This is a genomic window from Desulfuromonas svalbardensis, assembly GCF_055389415.1.
The window spans coordinates 2,974,384-2,990,896 of record NZ_AP042416.1; the positions used below are offsets into that span (position 1 = coordinate 2,974,384).

General features: G+C 47.3%; 14 protein-coding genes, 1 tRNA gene and 2 pseudogenes. 7 read left to right on the forward strand and 10 right to left on the reverse strand.

Translation table 11 applies throughout. The features are described from left to right. The first annotated feature begins 1 nt into the window (after position 1). Positions 2-457 (forward strand): membrane protein insertion efficiency factor YidD, encoded by a 456-nt coding sequence (yidD, locus tag ACZ5KY_RS13350; protein WP_464244392.1) that lies wholly within the window; start codon positions 2-4, stop codon positions 455-457. Positions 458-581: 124 nt separating this feature from the next. Here yidD and ACZ5KY_RS13355 read toward each other — a convergent pair whose 3' ends face one another. Beyond that, positions 582-989 (reverse strand): hypothetical protein, encoded by a 408-nt coding sequence (locus ACZ5KY_RS13355; protein WP_464244393.1) that lies wholly within the window; start codon positions 987-989, stop codon positions 582-584. 167 nt (positions 990-1,156) lie between these two features. Then, positions 1,157-2,182 (reverse strand): AmmeMemoRadiSam system radical SAM enzyme, encoded by a 1,026-nt coding sequence (gene amrS / locus ACZ5KY_RS13360; RefSeq protein WP_464244394.1) that lies wholly within the window; start codon positions 2,180-2,182, stop codon positions 1,157-1,159. Between the two features lie 163 nt (positions 2,183-2,345). Between amrS and ACZ5KY_RS13365 the strand changes: the two genes are divergently transcribed. Together ACZ5KY_RS13365 and ACZ5KY_RS13370 are read left to right on the forward strand one after the other, a co-directional pair. Continuing rightward, positions 2,346-2,431: transfer RNA gene (locus ACZ5KY_RS13365), tRNA-Leu, on the forward strand. A 267-nt stretch (positions 2,432-2,698) separates the two neighbouring features. After that, complete coding sequence (locus tag ACZ5KY_RS13370; protein WP_464244395.1) at positions 2,699-2,911, forward strand: hypothetical protein; 213 nt, start codon at positions 2,699-2,701, stop codon at positions 2,909-2,911. Here ACZ5KY_RS13370 and ACZ5KY_RS13375 read toward each other — a convergent pair. The 3 genes and pseudogenes from ACZ5KY_RS13375 to ACZ5KY_RS13385 all read right to left on the reverse strand — a co-directional run. After that, positions 2,908-3,333 (reverse strand): mobile mystery protein B, encoded by a 426-nt coding sequence (locus ACZ5KY_RS13375; RefSeq protein WP_464244396.1) that lies wholly within the window; start codon positions 3,331-3,333, stop codon positions 2,908-2,910. The two genes, ACZ5KY_RS13370 and ACZ5KY_RS13375, sit on opposite strands and share 4 nt — an antisense overlap. A 2-nt stretch (positions 3,334-3,335) precedes the next feature. Further along, positions 3,336-3,797 (reverse strand): mobile mystery protein A, encoded by a 462-nt coding sequence (locus tag ACZ5KY_RS13380; RefSeq protein ID WP_464244397.1) that lies wholly within the window; start codon positions 3,795-3,797, stop codon positions 3,336-3,338. A 311-nt stretch (positions 3,798-4,108) separates the two neighbouring features. After that, positions 4,109-4,252, reverse strand: a pseudogene (locus tag ACZ5KY_RS13385) (transposase); the annotation flags it as partial. 330 nt (positions 4,253-4,582) lie between these two features. Here ACZ5KY_RS13385 and ACZ5KY_RS13390 point away from each other — a divergent pair. The 3 genes and pseudogenes from ACZ5KY_RS13390 to ACZ5KY_RS13400 form a co-directional block, all read left to right on the forward strand. Then, positions 4,583-4,831: pseudogene (locus ACZ5KY_RS13390) on the forward strand (helix-turn-helix transcriptional regulator); the annotation flags it as partial. A gap of 313 nt (positions 4,832-5,144) precedes the next feature. Continuing rightward, positions 5,145-6,419 carry a type II toxin-antitoxin system HipA family toxin gene (locus ACZ5KY_RS13395; protein ID WP_464244398.1) on the forward strand — a complete coding sequence of 425 codons (1,275 nt, stop codon included), beginning with the start codon at positions 5,145-5,147 and terminating at the stop codon, positions 6,417-6,419. Between the two features lie 396 nt (positions 6,420-6,815). Beyond that, positions 6,816-7,565 (forward strand): poly(ADP-ribose) polymerase family protein, encoded by a 750-nt coding sequence (locus ACZ5KY_RS13400; RefSeq protein ID WP_464244399.1) that lies wholly within the window; start codon positions 6,816-6,818, stop codon positions 7,563-7,565. A gap of 124 nt (positions 7,566-7,689) precedes the next feature. Here the strand turns inward: ACZ5KY_RS13400 and ACZ5KY_RS13405 are convergent, their stop codons facing one another. Next, positions 7,690-8,049 (reverse strand): hypothetical protein, encoded by a 360-nt coding sequence (locus ACZ5KY_RS13405; protein WP_464244400.1) that lies wholly within the window; start codon positions 8,047-8,049, stop codon positions 7,690-7,692. A 513-nt stretch (positions 8,050-8,562) separates the two neighbouring features. Between ACZ5KY_RS13405 and ACZ5KY_RS13410 the strand changes: the two genes are divergently transcribed. Next, positions 8,563-8,988: a c-type cytochrome gene (locus ACZ5KY_RS13410; protein WP_464244401.1), complete on the forward strand. Its 426-nt coding sequence runs from the start codon at positions 8,563-8,565 to the stop codon at positions 8,986-8,988. 151 nt (positions 8,989-9,139) lie between these two features. On the opposite strand, the gene ACZ5KY_RS13415 is transcribed toward ACZ5KY_RS13410, so the two are convergent. The 4 genes from ACZ5KY_RS13415 to ACZ5KY_RS13430 all read right to left on the reverse strand — a co-directional run bounded on the left by ACZ5KY_RS13415 (position 9,140) and on the right by ACZ5KY_RS13430 (position 16,507). After that, on the reverse strand, positions 9,140-10,492 hold the full coding sequence (locus tag ACZ5KY_RS13415; protein ID WP_464244402.1) for a sigma-54-dependent transcriptional regulator: 1,353 nt from the start codon (positions 10,490-10,492) through the stop codon (positions 9,140-9,142). After that, a complete protein-coding gene (locus ACZ5KY_RS13420; protein ID WP_464244403.1) occupies positions 10,485-11,606 on the reverse strand; it encodes a two-component system sensor histidine kinase NtrB in 1,122 nt (373 codons plus the stop codon). The genes ACZ5KY_RS13415 and ACZ5KY_RS13420 overlap by 8 nt, the downstream gene beginning before the upstream one ends. A 156-nt stretch (positions 11,607-11,762) precedes the next feature. After that, the gene (locus tag ACZ5KY_RS13425; RefSeq protein WP_464244404.1) at positions 11,763-14,981 is read right to left on the reverse strand and encodes an efflux RND transporter permease subunit; all 3,219 of its coding nucleotides are present in this window, start codon (positions 14,979-14,981) and stop codon (positions 11,763-11,765) included. A gap of 44 nt (positions 14,982-15,025) precedes the next feature. Next, positions 15,026-16,507, reverse strand: coding sequence for an efflux RND transporter periplasmic adaptor subunit (locus ACZ5KY_RS13430; RefSeq protein ID WP_464244405.1), 1,482 nt, complete (start codon positions 16,505-16,507; stop codon positions 15,026-15,028). Positions 16,508-16,513 lie beyond the last annotated feature (6 nt).

The following is a 16,513-nucleotide window of genomic DNA, read 5'->3' on the forward strand; positions in this document are numbered from 1 at the left end:
GATGATGTTACCTATTGATGTACGAAATATCTGCTGTCGTAGCTCGTTATGCCTACTGACCCTTTGCCTCAGCCTCATAACGACCCACAGCAAAGCACAAACATGGCAGCCGTGGGGACAAACCGCCACGCCGCAGCAACACTCAACTGATGCTGAACTGCTCAACCCACTGAAACAGGGCGTTCGTTTTTTTCAACGTTATATCTCTGTGGTAGATAGCCCGCGTTGTCCCATGTATCCAACCTGTTCAGCGTATGCTATCCAAGCACTCGATAAACATGGTGCCGCCCTCGGTAGCTTTATTACCGTTGACCGCTTGCTCCACGAGGGCAATCCGTCAGAAAAAAAACATCCACTTAGCGGCTATGAACAACTGCGTTTTTACGACCCACTGAGTGCCAACGACTTTTGGCTCACACCAAAGACTAACGATGATGGTCTCGCAAAAACGAATTAGATGGCTAAGTAAAAACTTCGTCCCCCAAGGCGTAGTGATTGTTCAAGGGTGAAGGCATACATGGTGTATGTCGAAGTCTTGAACAAACGCTGCAACGCAGGTGGGCGGACTTTTTGCGACGCCATTACAGATTAAACACCCAAAAGAAACTAACCACCGAAATAACTCCAAGTGCCATGAGTGAGAAGTAAAAGAAATCGTGTTTTCTCCGCCGACGCATTAGATTGATCACAAGGCCCAACAGCCCCACAATAATACCGCCAAACAACATCCAAAACACATAATTCATCAATTCCATGTTCCAGCCACGTTCCATCGATAAATTATTCATCCGTGCAAAAAAAGTGGTCGATCTTGGTTTAGCAACACTCACCAAAAAAAACGCCCCAAGAACCAAACTCCAGCCTGAGAAAGCAAACCACCGCAACGAACGCGTCCAGTTATCAGGCCCCATTCTTCGTTCACGTCGCTCCCGCCGATCATCTGCATAACGACCATCATCAACACGACGTCTATCAATTGGTTGTGACATAAAAGCTCCCTTAATCTGATGGTCTCGCAAAACCGAAATAGATGGCTAAGCAAAAACTTCGTCCCTCAAGGCGTAGTGGTTGTTCAAGGGGGAAGGCATACATGTTGTATGTCGAAGTCTTGAACAAACGCTGCAACGCAGGTGGGCGGACTTTTTGCGACGCCATCTTAATCTAACTGTTCCATCCCCACGCCAGCGATAATTGTGCCACAGTTGAGACAATGTCCATTTTTTACACGATTTAAAACAACATCAAAACCACGCCGAACTATCGCTCTTTGCCCACACGAAGAACAGAACGTGTTTTCACCACCATCCTTATGAGTATTACCAATATAAACATAATTCAAGCCAGCATCAAAGCCAACCTGTTGCGCCTTCAATAATGTCTCCACTGGAGTCGGTGGAACATCAGTAAGCCGATAAGTGGGATAAAATCCCGTGACATGCCACGGTGTATCTTCACCCAAGTTTTTAACAATAAAGGCCGCCAAAGCCTTTAATTCGACTTCATCATCGTTATAGTCAGGGATCAACAACGTTGTCAACTCCAACCAAATGCCAAACTCACGATAACAAAGGATGCTCTCTAGCACCTGTTCAAGGTCGCCACCGCACACCTTACGGTAAAAATCAGCGGAAAATCCTTTTAAATCGATATTCGCCGCATCCATCAACGGTGCAAGCAAACGCAACGGTTCCTTAGCAATATAGCCATTAGTAACAAATAAATTGACTAAACCGACCTCACGCGCCAAAAGAGCTGTTTCATAAACATATTCAAAAAACACCGTTGGCTCACTATACGTATAGGCGATACTTTGACATCCCGAAGCCAAGGCCTCATCAACAACCTGTTGCGGTGACAACGGCACACCAGCAATTTCACTCTGCTTCGAATCAACCTGAGAGATCGAATAATTCTGGCAATGCAAACAGCGGAAGTTACACCCCATAGCAGCAATGGAATAACTCTTACTACCAGGATAAACATGAAAAAAAGGTTTCTTCTCAATCGGGTCAACATAATTTGCCACAGCTAGGCCATAATTAAGGCTATACAACCCCCCCTCACGGTTCTCCCTTACGCCACAACGGCCCCTTTGACCCCTGCCAATACGACAATGAAAGCGGCATAAACCACAGACACCGCCACCCTTACCATCAGCCGTCCAAAACATTGCCTCCCTCATCATTCCCCCATACAACACGTTATCAACACCTCTAATCTTTAAAGTTTAGCATAAAAAAAATTAATAACAGGCTGTAAATAAATGTCAGATCAAAGAAAAAACAGTTTCACAAGATAAATGCTTGACCCATAGCCCCCTTATCTCTATACTCCGTTTTGCTTGTGCCGAAGTGGTGGAATTGGTAGACACGTCGGTCTCAAAAACCGATGGCTTCTGGTCGTGCCGGTTCGATTCCGGCCTTCGGCACCAGAATAAAAAATCAAAGGGTTACGCATTTGCGTAACCCTTTTTTTGTTTGTGCTATTGCTTATTTGAGACATTTTCAGGACACGGAAGTGAAAGCTCGCTGCTTTAAAGAAGTTCGCTAAAAGCCATAATTCGCAAGCATACCCCCTATTTCATGTGCTCAACTGACAGGACATTTCTCAAGACAACCACAACCAAGAGTGCTATATAATTACCGTAACATCAGTACCATAGACAAATAACTTGTTGGACATTTCAGGAGACACGGCCATGGAACTACCAACATCAAATTATCAGGAAAAAATAGATACATCGCGATTTAGTCCGTTCAAGTTACAGCTCGGCATCGATTCTACCGCCCTTGAAACACTCTACCTGCGTGTTACCGATGCCCACCAGAGTTTCAAAAGCTCCCCCCTAGCTCAAGTTGCCAATCAACTCGAAAAAGAGGTTGTTGTCAGCAGCAAGTATATCTGCCATTAAACGTGCAGACGGCCGTTACCGTTGGGAAAAGCATGAATGGAGACCAGACGGTGATGAAACCGTGCTGCAATTTCATCTGGTGGAAAAGAATCAAACTCAAGCCATCCATTTACTTCATCAAACAATTGACGCAATGCTATAGGTACTTGTATCCACTCAATGCCAATATTTTTCTGACTACGACGAAATTTACCTGCCCAACGCCAGACATCACCGAACATCTTCTTATGTAGAGTGCATGCGTATTTCTCAGTCAGTATGTCTTTCTGTTTACGCCTAAATACTACATCTTCAGCTTCGAGAATGTTCTCTTCCTCCCAGCGATCGAGTTCAGCTCTGGTCCTGATGTGAGGCAGCAAAAGACCTTGCGCCTCATCCAGATCAAGGGGTGTTGCCCCTTCGGGGTACTCAAAATGGATCATTTTTACGTCCAGAAATCATTTGGCATCTCGCGCGCCAAATCATCAATTTTTGATTCGAGCATCTTTCGTCGTTCCTCGCTAGACACCTGCTGATCTTCAAGTAACATCGTGTGAGACGTTCGTGACAGGCGTTTTTCGGCCACCTCGTAGGCTTGATTGCGAATAGTTTCTTTCAGGCTGGCGCGAGGAACAACGGCATAGACAAAAATACAATCCATCGCTTCTGCGGCCTGACGCATGGTTCTCATGGTGACGGCACCAGAGACTTCGTCTTTTTCCATCCGCACAACACGCGGCTGGCTGACACCCACGCGCTCCCCTAGCTGTTTACCCGACATCCCCAAAGCTTCACGGATCGAACGCAACCATCCCTTAACGGGGGGTTGAAGTCCCTTGACATTGGACAGATGAGTAAAGGTGCTATCCAGCTGCTCTCGCATGATTTGGCGATGTTTTGATTTCATTTTATAACCTTTGTGTTATTTATCTTCCATACTTTTATAACATAAATATTATACATAACCATAAAATAAATAACATATAAATTATATTTTAGTTCCAAACGGGGTCGAATCAAGCTATCAATATTGATTATTCAGCATTTAAAGTCCCCCAAAAAACGTGTATTCTTGGCTTAAAATAATATTTTCAAGCCCAAAATGAACATTGTAAGTAGCCGCCTGCTCGCGCGGTTCAAAATGATCGCTAGCTTTCTACTTCTTTCGTCCCGCTAGCCCTAGTTGCAGCTTCCCCTTGATACCGTCTACAAATGCCTTACTGCCGAATGCAATGCTTTCAGACCATAGCGTTTCTTGGCTTCAAACAGCCATTGTTGCCATCGATTTCTGTCACAGGCGAACTTGAGCAGAAACTCCTATTTATGTAAGCGCTAGGTAATGTGCCAGCCGTGCCCGAAAATATGATGACGGTTAACTCTGGCTTCACCATAATAAGTCCCCTAGGTGTAAACTTATTTCAAGAAGGAACACATATCCACTGTCATATCAATAAGTTGGTTTTGTCCGCCCCCAATCCTATTTAACTGACTCCCTAAATGATGTTCCACTATTTCACCCTATGCAACATATATATTGACAAAGGGCCACAAGGCAACTCATAAGACTACATAACCAATAAAAGCAACTTATTTGCTTACGAACCACTATAGACGCAACACATTTGTTGACAGAAGCCCAAAAAGCAACCAATATGACTACATAGCAAATTAAAAGCAACATAGGAGCCGACAATGGTATATTCTCTTCTTAAAATGATGAAAACCCTACGCCAACAGCGAGGCCTTAAACAAAGCGATATGGAAAAGCGGATAGGAATGACCCGCCAACAGTATCAACGCCTTGAAGCAAAGGGAAATCCACGCCTTGAAACCTTGGAGCTGATCGCCAGTGGCTTAAACAGCGAACTGATGATTATCCCCAAGGAGAAGCTGCTATTAGTTCACGCCATTCTGAACAATGATCTTACTCTATTAACCGAAACGACCACGCTGGACAACCATTCCATCGAGCACATAGCAATTCCACCTGTCAGCCACAGGGGGAAATTTATCCCGAAGATACAGGGCAAAAGTCTCGATGTCTTATCTGGTTCTAGACAATTTGTGCGCACTACCGCCCCCTCTGGGAACGAAGAGAGAGACGAACAAAGGACCGCCTTATCAAATATTATTGAACGCGCATTTTCCCCTGCCCTAGCCAGAGAGGAAGAAAGTCTAAATCGCCCCACCTCAGCACCTAGGAAGCTTTCAGACTCCCCATGGAGAGGCACCATAAGGCCTTTGGGTAAAAGAGATGAGTAGCAACGAAACCTACAAACTGCTGCGACTGACACTTCACGACACGCTGGTGGGATATTTGATCACTAACAAAGCCGGGAACAACAGATTGGTCTTTGATCAAGAGTACCGCGACGATTTCGCTCGGCCGACGTTTACCCTGTCAACCAGTATTAACTCACCCGACGCAGAACAGTTAATGCAGGAGGCATGGTCCCGCAGACAGAAACTACACCCCGTCTTGTCTAACATGCTTCCCGAAGGCTCGCTACGTGAACTGATCACCAGAACTCTTAAAGTTCACATTGACCACGAATTTGAAATTTTATCGTATCTCGGGCAGGACCTGCCCGGGGCACTAATCGTTACACCTGCTGGGCCGGACGAGACATCCTCTGAGCTGTTAAACGACTTAGGAACTGCCGAGCCAGTTATCATAGAACACCCTCAAACCACTAAGCTCTTCTCGCTGGCTGGTGTTCAGATGAAGTTCTCCATGAAGCACCAAGACGGCCGCTACAACTTGTCAAACAACGAAACACTGGGTGACTGGATTATCAAAACCCCCTCGACCCAGCATAAGGATGTCCCTTCAAACGAATATACCGCCATGACTCTGGCAGCAATGGCCGGCATCGATGTGCCACCAATCAAAATGGTAGAGCTCAACAAGCTCGACAACCTACCGCCGATCAACCTGCCGGATGAAAACTTGGCCTACGCCATCAAGCGCTTTGACCGAGACAACGGCGCGCGTATTCACATCGAGGACTTCGCGCAGGTGATGTTTGCGTATGCGCACGATAAGTACAATTTCACCAACTATGAGCAGATGGGGAATTTGATCTACCGCTTTTCTGGTGATGGAATTGGCGACGCCCAGCAATTAGCCCGGCGACTCCTGGTAAACATCCTGCTGGCCAACGGGGACGCCCACCTGAAAAACTGGAGCCTTATTTACAGTGATAAAATCACACCGCGACTGGCACCGGCCTACGATATCGTATCGACCAGAGTCTATTTTGAAGACGAACAGGACTTTGCACTTAATCTTGGGAAAACAAAGAGATGGTATGAGGCTGGATTCGACAATTTTGAAGCCTGGGCCGAACACGCTGACATTCCCTATCGTGCCATCAAACCCCACTTATACGAGGTGATGGAAATTGCACGCACTTTGTGGCCGGCCAAGCTCAAAGAGTTGCCGATGAACGAAAAACACAAGGTAAAGCTTCGCCAACACTGGGCCAACCTGCAACCAGATTTCCGGATCGATACAGCCACCGGCTAACCGTCAGGACCCGGAACATTGTAACGGAAGACAATAAGTTGGTTTGGTCCGACCACATGATGCTTTCAGCCAAACTTGGAGAACAAAATGGTAATGCTGTCATGTTTGTTCATCATATTTCTATTGTTTTTCATTCCATTGGTGACGTTTGTTTCGAAAAATAAATTATGGGACTTGTCACCTATTTTTTTTGCTCTCAATTACTGCCAATGGTGGCTATATAATCCACTACGAAACACGTACAGGAAATCTAAGGGAAGTTCAGCACGCAAGCTCCACTTGCTACTACTCTGTAGCCTCATCTCACCAACATACTGGTTGGCAATTCACCTACTCATGACACCATTAAGACTGGTTAGCGCAATCTATTTTGACCTGTTTCTCTACTGGTCAGTGATGTTTGACAATGCCAGTAACGATCTTATACTGCCAAAACGTGGACGGACACGAAAAATAAGCATAGTCAAATATATTAAGGATTGGTTTTTTTATTTACCCCATCGAACAGCTATTTTCTGTATGACCAGTTTCTTAATCATACTCAACAGCTTACTCATGCTGGGAATCTCAATCGTTTTACCTACACTTACTTTTTATCACGGCACCAGCTTTAAAGATGCCGCAACCAAAATCGTTCAAGAGGGCAAATGGTATGTAGGCCCAGGAACGTTTGCTGGTTCTGGAATCTACTTTGCCATTAAACGCCATGTCGCAGAACACTATGCCAGCAAAGATAAAAATAATGCCGTGATTATTGTCCGAATAACCACCACGTTTACCTGCAATGGACAAATCATGACTAAAAAACATCGGGAAATGATTGGCAGTCAGGGGAAACTACTCAGCACTAAATTGCGTTTCCCATGGCGAACCATCGAGCATTGGCGAGTACATAGCAATTGGTGGGAATATTGTATTGTACAGCCGGGCAAAGAAAGAAAATATGTCAATTCTTGGCGTGTTCGCCCTATTGCTGTAATCAACCGTGATCACCCTATTCGGGTATGGGGAGGGTTCTACCATTATGGCCTTAAAATGACCAATCTCATACTGGGAAGCCTTTGCTGGAGCAGCATTGCCTTTGCAGTCACCTTATATCCAAAAATTGAACAGAAATTCATGATACTAATTTCAAACTTTTCCTGAATACCACTATATTTCATTCGACGGTTTGGTCTTCCGAGTATATTTCCCGCCTGATCTTTGTTGCTACTAAAATACTGATGGTCGTCTAGAGCACTGGTTTCGCTTGGCGGAAGTTCAATGATAATCAGGAAACTAAATGTCGATAAACACCTAAAGGCTGAGGGAGTAATCCAAATACGGCGGATATTTTCCCGTATGATCCATATTCATAGTTAATCGAAGAATCAAGTGGCCAAGTTGAGACCTCAGCATGTGTCATAGAGAGTTTGTATTTCAACCACTCTTGTTCTGTTTTGTGCAGGTTTTTAAAAAAATGATTGAGTTGCTCGCATTTTACATCGACAAGCTCTGCAAGAATCTTGTTTTTAGTGAATGGGCAAGGTGCAGGGGAGCACTCATTGAGGGATACGCCAAATTCTCGAGCATACGCTTCAATGAAAAACACTAACTGAGGCGTTGTGAGTGTGAGGGTTACTATAATCATGAACAAATCATACAGAAATAACAATTTAAATCCAAGAGAACTCCTTTCTGCACAGCAATGAAACAAATCCAGACAAACACTAGCGCCCATACACTGGCAATATCTTAGTATTGTGTACTCCTGATCGTATTTTAATTACCCCTCTAGATAGGCAATATTATGAGCGAACAAAAGCCAGCAACGGCTGAAAACAACATATAGATTATATTTTCAATCTAAGGAACCCGACAGAGAATTGTGGAATTCTTTCCCTATCGATTTCCTGACTTGTTTACTATTCCAACTTTTCAATTCTATGAAATAAGTGAAATTTACAACTGCACTAATAAAAAATAAACAAGGAAGATTTGTCACGGCTAAAGCTATAGATTGCTTTACTGAAAATAGTTTTATTTGACTATATATGTTATTCAATTTATCATTATAAACAATAAAATGAATATTCTTTCCATGGCTTGAATATAACTCAATTAAAGTGATCAACCAAATACCTAAACAATGGAGGTTATTATTATGATAAAGCAAAAATGGAGTATTTTCATTTTAGCTGTTTTGCTGTTCTCCTCACCCTTTTTAGTTCTAGCCCAACAGACTGAACAGGAGGCTAATCCTAATCAATGCCTACCACAACTAACACAAGCTGAACGTTGCCGAAGAATCTTAGGGGCTGAGGCTCTATGGTGGCGGGAAGGTCGGAAGTTATACCAAAGTAACTGCCGAAGCTGTCATCAACGCAACAACGATGTGGGAGCGAGCTTCTTACATGTCGAATCTAAAACTCAACGAGGCTGGGATCAGGTATTTGTAAAGCGTTACTCAAAATGTGCAAAAAATGGTTCGTGGGATTCTCTGACTGAAAGACAACTACAAGATATTAATGATTTCCTCTACCGTTATGCCTACGGTGCAGGTGGTATCTACGAAGCTCGCATGAGCTGATGACCTCTTACGCTTCTGGTTCAGAGGCGCAGAATAAGTAGTTCACGCAACAACACAATAAAAAAAGGTTAGCTCGAAAGTCGAGCTAACCTTTTTTTATGTTACTAGCGTTCAAGAGAAAATAAAACAATCGAGAAAATTACTATCGTTTTTACTTTGGTGTTTCTATTGAATATTTTTCCAATCGGTACAGAAGTGTATGTCGAGGAATTCTTAAAAAGGCTGCGGCACGAGTTTTGTTGCCATGACAATGGCGCAGTGCTTGAACAACGGCTTCACGCTCTAGGGCTTCGAGGGAGTAACCTTCATTAGGCAAGTTAAGCACAGCTGATACTGAACGCTGAGGCGTCACAATATGGGCGGGAATATTGGTCAGATTAAGCTGATCACTTTGACGCAGGATTAACATCTGCTCGACGGCATTTTGCACTTCGCGAACATTTCCCGGCCAATCGTAGCTTTTAAGAGCCTCGACGAGTTCAGCCGTTAACGTTACACCTTGGCCACTGGGATGTTGCGAAACAAAATGGTGCAGCAGGAGTGGAATATCGTCGCGTCGTTGACGCAACGGCGGTAACTTTAGTGGTATGACTGCCAACCGATAATAGAGATCTTCGCGAAACAAACCATCCTGTACTGCCTGTAATAGATCGCGGTTAGTCGCCGTAACAACTCGAACATCTACCGTTTGTGGCCGTCCTCCGACTGGTTCAATATGCTGTTCTTGCAATGCCCTGAGTAATTTTGGTTGCAAATCAATGGGCAGCTCGCCGATCTCATCAAGAAAAAGGGTACCCCCATCGGCAAGAACAAATTTACCGCGACGGTCCTTCACTGCGCCAGTGAATGCCCCTTTGACATGACCAAACAACTCACTTTCTAGCAGGTCTTTAGGAATCGCTGCACAGTTAACAGCAATAAACGGCTCTTTGCACCGTGGCGACAATTGATGTAGGCGTTGAGCAATCAGCTCTTTTCCTGTACCACTTTCACCGCTGAGCAACACTGTTGCCGTTGTCGGAGCAATTTTAGCAACCTGTTCAAACAGTTGGTGCATCACTGACGACTCGCCAATTATCGTTTTTTGCATGTTGTGCTGAGCGAGCACGTCTTTAAGCTTGGTATTTTCCTGTTGTAACTGGCGGAACTCAAACGCCCGCGCCACAGCAATCCGCAACTGATCGTTGCTAAACGGTTTAGTCAGATAATCGTAAGCACCATCTTTCATCGCCCCCACCGCTTGTTCAACGGTACTAAAGGCAGTGATGATCATCACCATAGTGGTTGGTTCTATCGTCAGCACTTGTTCCAGCACTTGATAACCACTAATCCCCGACATCTGCACATCGGTGATCACCAACGCTGGTCGGTGCTGACGAAACAGTTGCAACCCCTCTTCGCCACTGCTGGCCGTCAACACCTTATAACCAGCCTGCTCCAGAGTAAATTCGATCACTCGGCGCAACGAAGGATCATCATCAATTAACAATATCTTCTCAGTCATGGTGCTCCTCACTCGATTGAACATTCTCTGCTACGGCTAGATCGAGAGTAAAGCAACACCCTCCCGTCTCTGGGCAGCTGACACTGATGTGGCCACCAGAATTCTGAACGATACGCTGGGTGATGGCTAACCCCAGTCCAGTTCCATCCTGCTTCGTAGTGTAAAAGGGTTGAAACACCTGATCCAGATCTGCTGCGGCAATCCCAGGACCGCTGTCGCAAAACGTCAGAAACACCCGCTGTTGCAACTGTTGGACTTCAATCCGTAGTGCCCCACCTTGCGGCATGGCCTGTAAAGCATTAAGAACCAGATTGAGAAATACCTGTTTAAACTGGGCACTATCCCCTACCGCTATCGGCAGCAGCAGATCAGGACAAAGAATATCAATGGTGTTTTTTCGCGCTTTGACAGCCGTCAGTTTCACCACTTCATGCAATATTTCGCAGGGCGAAAAATGGGGGTGAGACGATGATGACGGACGGGCAAAGTGAAGAAAATCTTCCAGTACTTGATTCAAGCGATCCACTTCACTAATCAGAATCGTGGTAAATTCGGCATAGCGATGTTCAGGGGCAAAAGCATCTTTAAGGATCTCGGCAGTACCACGGATAGAGGCCAACGGATTGCGAATTTCATGGGCTAACCCTGCTGAAAGCTCCCCCATCGCTGTCAATCGGTCAGCCTGACGCAACTGATCTTCGATCTCTAAAATCATATCCGCCTGGTGTCGCAGTTGATCGTAACTATCACCCAACTCCTTAGCGCTCTGCTCGGCACGCAATCGTTGCGCATGTTCCTTGGCGACTAACAAACCCGTCAAGCCACCGATCACGTTATACAGCAACAACTCTAGATACTGTTCCGGATGGGCCATGGGCATCCGTTGCCACTGAATCAGAATATGAGGCACGTACACCAACGACACCAGAAGTGACATCCCTAAACCACCGCGCAACGCATACCACACTCCACCGAGCACGATAGGGATGTAATACAGGCGGCGATAGATATCATGCAGATGTGAATGATGGGTGGTGGTAAAATAGTGTAGCGAGCTTATCGCGGCAACCAACAGTAGTAATAACGGGATCCGAACGCGATTTTTTTTCCACATAGAAATCCTGTCTAGCAGGCTGACAGCCTACTAGGATTAAAGAAAGATATAACTGTAGAATAATCTACACGTAGCAAGCACACCTGTCCAGCCTGCGCCTAGGATCGGGAGCAAGCTGGACAACACGTGTCATTATCACTATTCAGGTGAGCATTTTCAACTCTCTTCAATATCGCCATCGGTGGTGGGCTTGATGGATTTGTTCAGCTTATAGCCTTTCCACAGATACCAGATGACCGGATAGACCAGCAACTCCATGAGCCCCGAGGTGGTTACCCCGGCCACCATAGGCGCTGCGATGCGCTTCATAACGTCTGAGCCCGCCCCCGTGCTCCACATGATAGGAGCCAGTCCGACGATGATGGTCCCGATCGTCATCACTTTTGGCCTGATCCGTTTGACCGCACCGTGGTGAATGGCCTGCATCAGATCGCCACGATTGTTGAGTCGTCCTTTGTCTCCCCAGAGTTTTTCGGCCAGCCCCAGGTAGAGGATCATGATCACGCCGGTCTCGGCATCCAGACCAGCCAGAGCGATCAACCCCACCCACACCGCCACCGACATGTTGTAGTCAAGATACCAGAGATACCAGAAGGCTCCCACCATGGAGAAGGGAACAGCGGTAAACACAATACATGTCTTAATCAGCGACTTGGTACTGACATAGATGATGACAAAGATGATTAGCACTGTCAGCGGGATGATCAGGGCCAAACGCTTCTTAGCCTCCTCCATATATTCGAACTGGCCGCTCCAGATGATATTGTAGCCGGAAGGGAGTTGAATCTGTTCGGTAACGGCCTGCTTGGCCTGCTTCACATAGGTGCCGACGTCAATACCCTTGATATCGACGTAGATCCAGGCGGTACGTCGCGCATTTTCGCTCTTAATTCCCGGCGGTCCCTTGGTGATCTGGATATCGGCGACCTGAGACATCGGGATGTGGGCACCGCTAGGGGTGGGGATCAGTACCCTTTTCAGCGCGGGGAGGCTATCGCGATAGTCCAGAGCATAGCGAATATTAACCGGGTAACGCTCAAGGCCCTCGACGGTCTCGGTGATGTTCATCCCGCCGATGGCTGTCTCAATCACGTCCTGCACATCGCCAACGGTTAATCCGTAGCGGGCCGCCGCCAAGCGGTCGATGGTGAAGTCGATATAATTCCCCCCCACCACTCGCTCCGCATAGGCGCTAAGGGTGCCCGGCAGTTCGCTGACCACCGCTTCGACCTGTTCGCCTATACGACTCAGGGTGGCAAGGTCGTTGCCCATGATCTTGATCCCCACTGGGGTCTTGATACCGGTTGAGAGCATGTCGATGCGGGTCTTGATCGGCATGGTCCAGGCGTTAGTCAGACCTGGAAACTGGATAGAGTTGTTCAGCTCGGTGATCAGTTCATCGACCGAGATCGTTTTCTCTTCCGGCCACAGCCAGTTGAGGGGTTTTTTCAATCCCCCGGGCCAGTCGCTGAAGAATCGATCCACGGGAACCTTGCGCCACTCATCCTCAGGCTTGAGCATGATGGTGGTCTCTAACATGGAAAGGGGCGCGGGGTCTGTCGCCGTATCGGCCCGACCTACTTTACCGAAGACGTGATGGACCTCGGGGAAAGTGGCGATGATGCGGTCGGTCTGCTGCAGCAACTCTCTGGCCTTATCAACAGAGATTCCCGGCAGGGTGGTAGGCATATAGAGCAGATCGCCCTCGTAGAGCGGCGGCATAAACTCGGAGCCCATCTTACTTATCGGCCAAGCGGTAGAAAGGATGAGCATAAAGGCGACAAAGATGGTGGTCTTGCGCCACTTGAGGACGAAATCGACGGCCGGATGGTAGAGCCTAATCAAAAACCGATTGATAGGATTGGCCGTCTCGGGGGTGATTTTACCACGGACAAACCAAACCATAAGAACAGGCACCAACGTAACAGCCAGAATGGCCGCAGCACCCATGGCATAGGTTTTAGTGAAAGCCAACGGCTTAAAGAGTCGGCCCGCCTGTTCGGTCAGGGTGAATACCGGAATGAAGGAGACGGTAATTACAGCCAGAGAGAAGAACAGCGTCGGCCCAACCTCCTTCGCCGCTTCCATGATAATCTGAGTGTGGGGTTTCTTGCCCCGGTCGCGCTCCAGGTGCTTATGGGCGTTTTCGATCATGATGATGGCCGCATCGACCATGGCGCCAATAGCGATGGCGATACCGCCAAGACTCATGATATTGGCATTGATCCCCTGTGAATTCATAATGATGAAAGAGATCAGAATCGCCACCGGAATCGTAACTATAACCACCAGAGCGCTCGGCAGGTGGAAAAGAAAGACGATGATCACCAATGCGACAACGATACATTCCTCGATAAGCTTGAAGGTAAGATTATCGACAGCCCTCTCAATCAGCCCAGAACGGTCGTAAACCGACTTGATGGTCACTCCCTCTGGAAGTCCGGCCTTGAGCTCCTCAAGCTTATCCTTAACATTGTTGATGGTGGCTAAGGCGTTTTCGCCGACGCGCATGACGATAATACCGCCCACCGCCTCCCCTTCACCGTCCGATTCAGCCAACCCCCGGCGCAGTTCGGGACCCAAGCGGACCTTAGCAATGTCCCTGACCAGGATAGGGGTGCCACTGTCGTCGACGTCAACAACCACATTTTCCACATCTGCAACCGAGCTGATGTAGCCCAGACCTCGGACCATGAACTCGGTTTCGGCCATTTCCAACAGTCGCCCACCAACATCGCTGTTACTGCGCTGAATTGCCTTCTTGACCTTTGAAATGGAGATGTCATAGGCCATGAGCCGTTTCGGATCGAGAGCCACTTGGTACTGCTTGACATGGCCACCAATGCTAGCCACCTCGGCCACCCCATCAACGGCAGTCAGTTCGTAGCGCAGATACCAGTCCTGTATGGAGCGCAGTTCCTGCAGGTCATGCCTGTCGCTTTCGAGCACGTACTGATATATCCAACCGACACCAGTGGCATCAGGGCCAAGAGAAGGGTTAACACCGGCGGGAAGTTTTCCTGAAGCATAGTTGAGATACTCGAGTACGCGGGAGCGTGCCCAGTAAAGATCGGTTCCATCTTCAAAGATGATGTAAACGAATGAGTAGCCGAAAAAAGAGTAACCGCGCACCGTCTTAGCATGGGGGACGGCCAGCATCTGGGTGGTTAATGGATAGGTGACCTGATCTTCCACCACTTGCGGAGCCTGCCCCGGGTATTCGGTAAAAACGATCACCTGCACATCCGACAGATCAGGGATGGCGTCCAGCGGGGTGTTGCGCAGGGAGTAGATACCAGCGACGATTGCGAAGATGGTGAGCATGATCACCATGAATTTATTGCGTATCGACAACTCTATTATTTTTTCAAGCATGGCTGATTCCTTAAAACTTGAATTGAATTCCACCTACCAAACATCTAAAACAGATCATCTAAGTTATTGTCAGCACCTTCATCGGACTCAACCCCGACGCTACCACCCGGCTTCTCATCTTTTTTCGGCTCTAACATCTTGCGAATCGCCTCACGCAGTTGGCTTTCAGAGTCGAGCATGAACTGGGCCGAAGTCACCACGGCCTCACCTTCGAAAAGACCCTGTTTAACCTCGACAAAACCGTTACCGTCCTGCATGCCCGATTTAATCTGCCGCGGTTCGAACTTGCCTTTTCCGAGGGCGACGAACACTGTTTGCTTGTCACCGCTGTCGAGAACTGCCTCGACGGGAATGGTCAGCGCATCCTTAATGGTCTCGGCCTGCAAGGCAACATTGACATACATATTGGGCTTGAGTTCTAAACCCGGACTGTCAAACTCGATACGCGCCTTAACAGTGCGAGTTTTAGCATCGACGTAAGGATAGATAAAGGTCACTTCACCGGTCAGAGAATCGCCATTGGTATAGGGCAATTCAACGGTGGCCTGTTGCCCTTGTTTCACCCAGGGTATCTCGTATTCGTAAATCTCGGCGTTAACCCACACGCTGGAGATATCGGAGATTTGAAAAAGTTCCTGTCCTGATTTCACATAGGCCCCTTCGTTAACCAACTTCATGGTAACAATGCCATTGTAGGGAGCATAGAGGGTCAGGGTCTTTTTGACCTGTCCTGTTGTTTCAAGTTCTTTAATTTGACGATCACTGATATCCCATAGTTTCAGACGGGTGCGAGCGGCAGCCAATAAGCGACCAGCTCCAGCCCCGATCTCGGCAAAGGGACTCTGCTCCAAGGTTACTTTGTTCTGAAGAGCGAGGAGAAATTCATGCTGAGAACTAACCAGCTCGGGACTATAGATTTCAAGAAGGCGATCGCCTTTCTTGACCATTTTCCCAGTTTCAGCGACATGCAACCGTTCGATCCAACCTGCAATTTTAGTGTTAACCGAATACTGGTGCGGCTCTTCGTAATCGACCAGTCCAACGGTACTAATCTGCCTGCTGATACTCCTGCGCTCGACCAGATCGGTACGGACACCCATATTCTGGATGGTTACGGGGTCGATACGGATGACAGAACCCGAAGATGCCTGCCCCTCGTAGACGGGAACCAAGTCCATACCCATGGGAGATTTACCCGGTTCGTTGCGGATATAGGTGGCATCCATGGGGGCAACCCAGTATTTGATCTTACGCTCACCTAAAGTGTCAACATCACCTTCAACAATCCCCGATTTTAAAGGGGTAAGATCCATGCTGCAAATTGGGCAGGAACCAGGTTCATCGCTGATCACCATTGGATGCATGCCGCAGGTCCACTTCTGATCTTCAGCATGAACATGTCCGGGTCCGTCATAATGGCCCAGCTGTCGTTGGTGGAAACTGTGCAAAAGATAGTTGCCACCACCCAATAAAACAAAGGTGAATGCCAGAATAATTGCCACTATTTTTTGTATATGCTGTTTCATAGAAAA

Bases quoted from the DNA above. Each gene is read 5' to 3' on its own strand.
- amrS (WP_464244394.1), bottom strand. From the start codon at position 2,182: ATGAGGGAGGCAATGTTTTGGACGGCTGATGGTAAGGGTGGCGGTGTC.
- ACZ5KY_RS13395 (WP_464244398.1), top strand. From the start codon at position 5,145: ATGAGTAGCAACGAAACCTACAAACTGCTGCGACTGACACTTCACGAC.
- ACZ5KY_RS13370 (WP_464244395.1), top strand. From the start codon at position 2,699: ATGGAACTACCAACATCAAATTATCAGGAAAAAATAGATACATCGCGA.
- ACZ5KY_RS13355 (WP_464244393.1), bottom strand. From the start codon at position 989: ATGTCACAACCAATTGATAGACGTCGTGTTGATGATGGTCGTTATGCA.
- ACZ5KY_RS13425 (WP_464244404.1), bottom strand. From the start codon at position 14,981: ATGCTTGAAAAAATAATAGAGTTGTCGATACGCAATAAATTCATGGTG.
- ACZ5KY_RS13430 (WP_464244405.1), bottom strand. From the start codon at position 16,507: ATGAAACAGCATATACAAAAAATAGTGGCAATTATTCTGGCATTCACC.
- ACZ5KY_RS13405 (WP_464244400.1), bottom strand. From the start codon at position 8,049: ATGATTATAGTAACCCTCACACTCACAACGCCTCAGTTAGTGTTTTTC.
- ACZ5KY_RS13380 (WP_464244397.1), bottom strand. From the start codon at position 3,797: ATGAAATCAAAACATCGCCAAATCATGCGAGAGCAGCTGGATAGCACC.
- ACZ5KY_RS13410 (WP_464244401.1), top strand. From the start codon at position 8,563: ATGATAAAGCAAAAATGGAGTATTTTCATTTTAGCTGTTTTGCTGTTC.
- ACZ5KY_RS13400 (WP_464244399.1), top strand. From the start codon at position 6,816: ATGTTTGACAATGCCAGTAACGATCTTATACTGCCAAAACGTGGACGG.
- ACZ5KY_RS13420 (WP_464244403.1), bottom strand. From the start codon at position 11,606: ATGTGGAAAAAAAATCGCGTTCGGATCCCGTTATTACTACTGTTGGTT.
- ACZ5KY_RS13375 (WP_464244396.1), bottom strand. From the start codon at position 3,333: ATGATCCATTTTGAGTACCCCGAAGGGGCAACACCCCTTGATCTGGAT.
- yidD (WP_464244392.1), top strand. From the start codon at position 2: ATGATGTTACCTATTGATGTACGAAATATCTGCTGTCGTAGCTCGTTA.
- ACZ5KY_RS13415 (WP_464244402.1), bottom strand. From the start codon at position 10,492: ATGACTGAGAAGATATTGTTAATTGATGATGATCCTTCGTTGCGCCGA.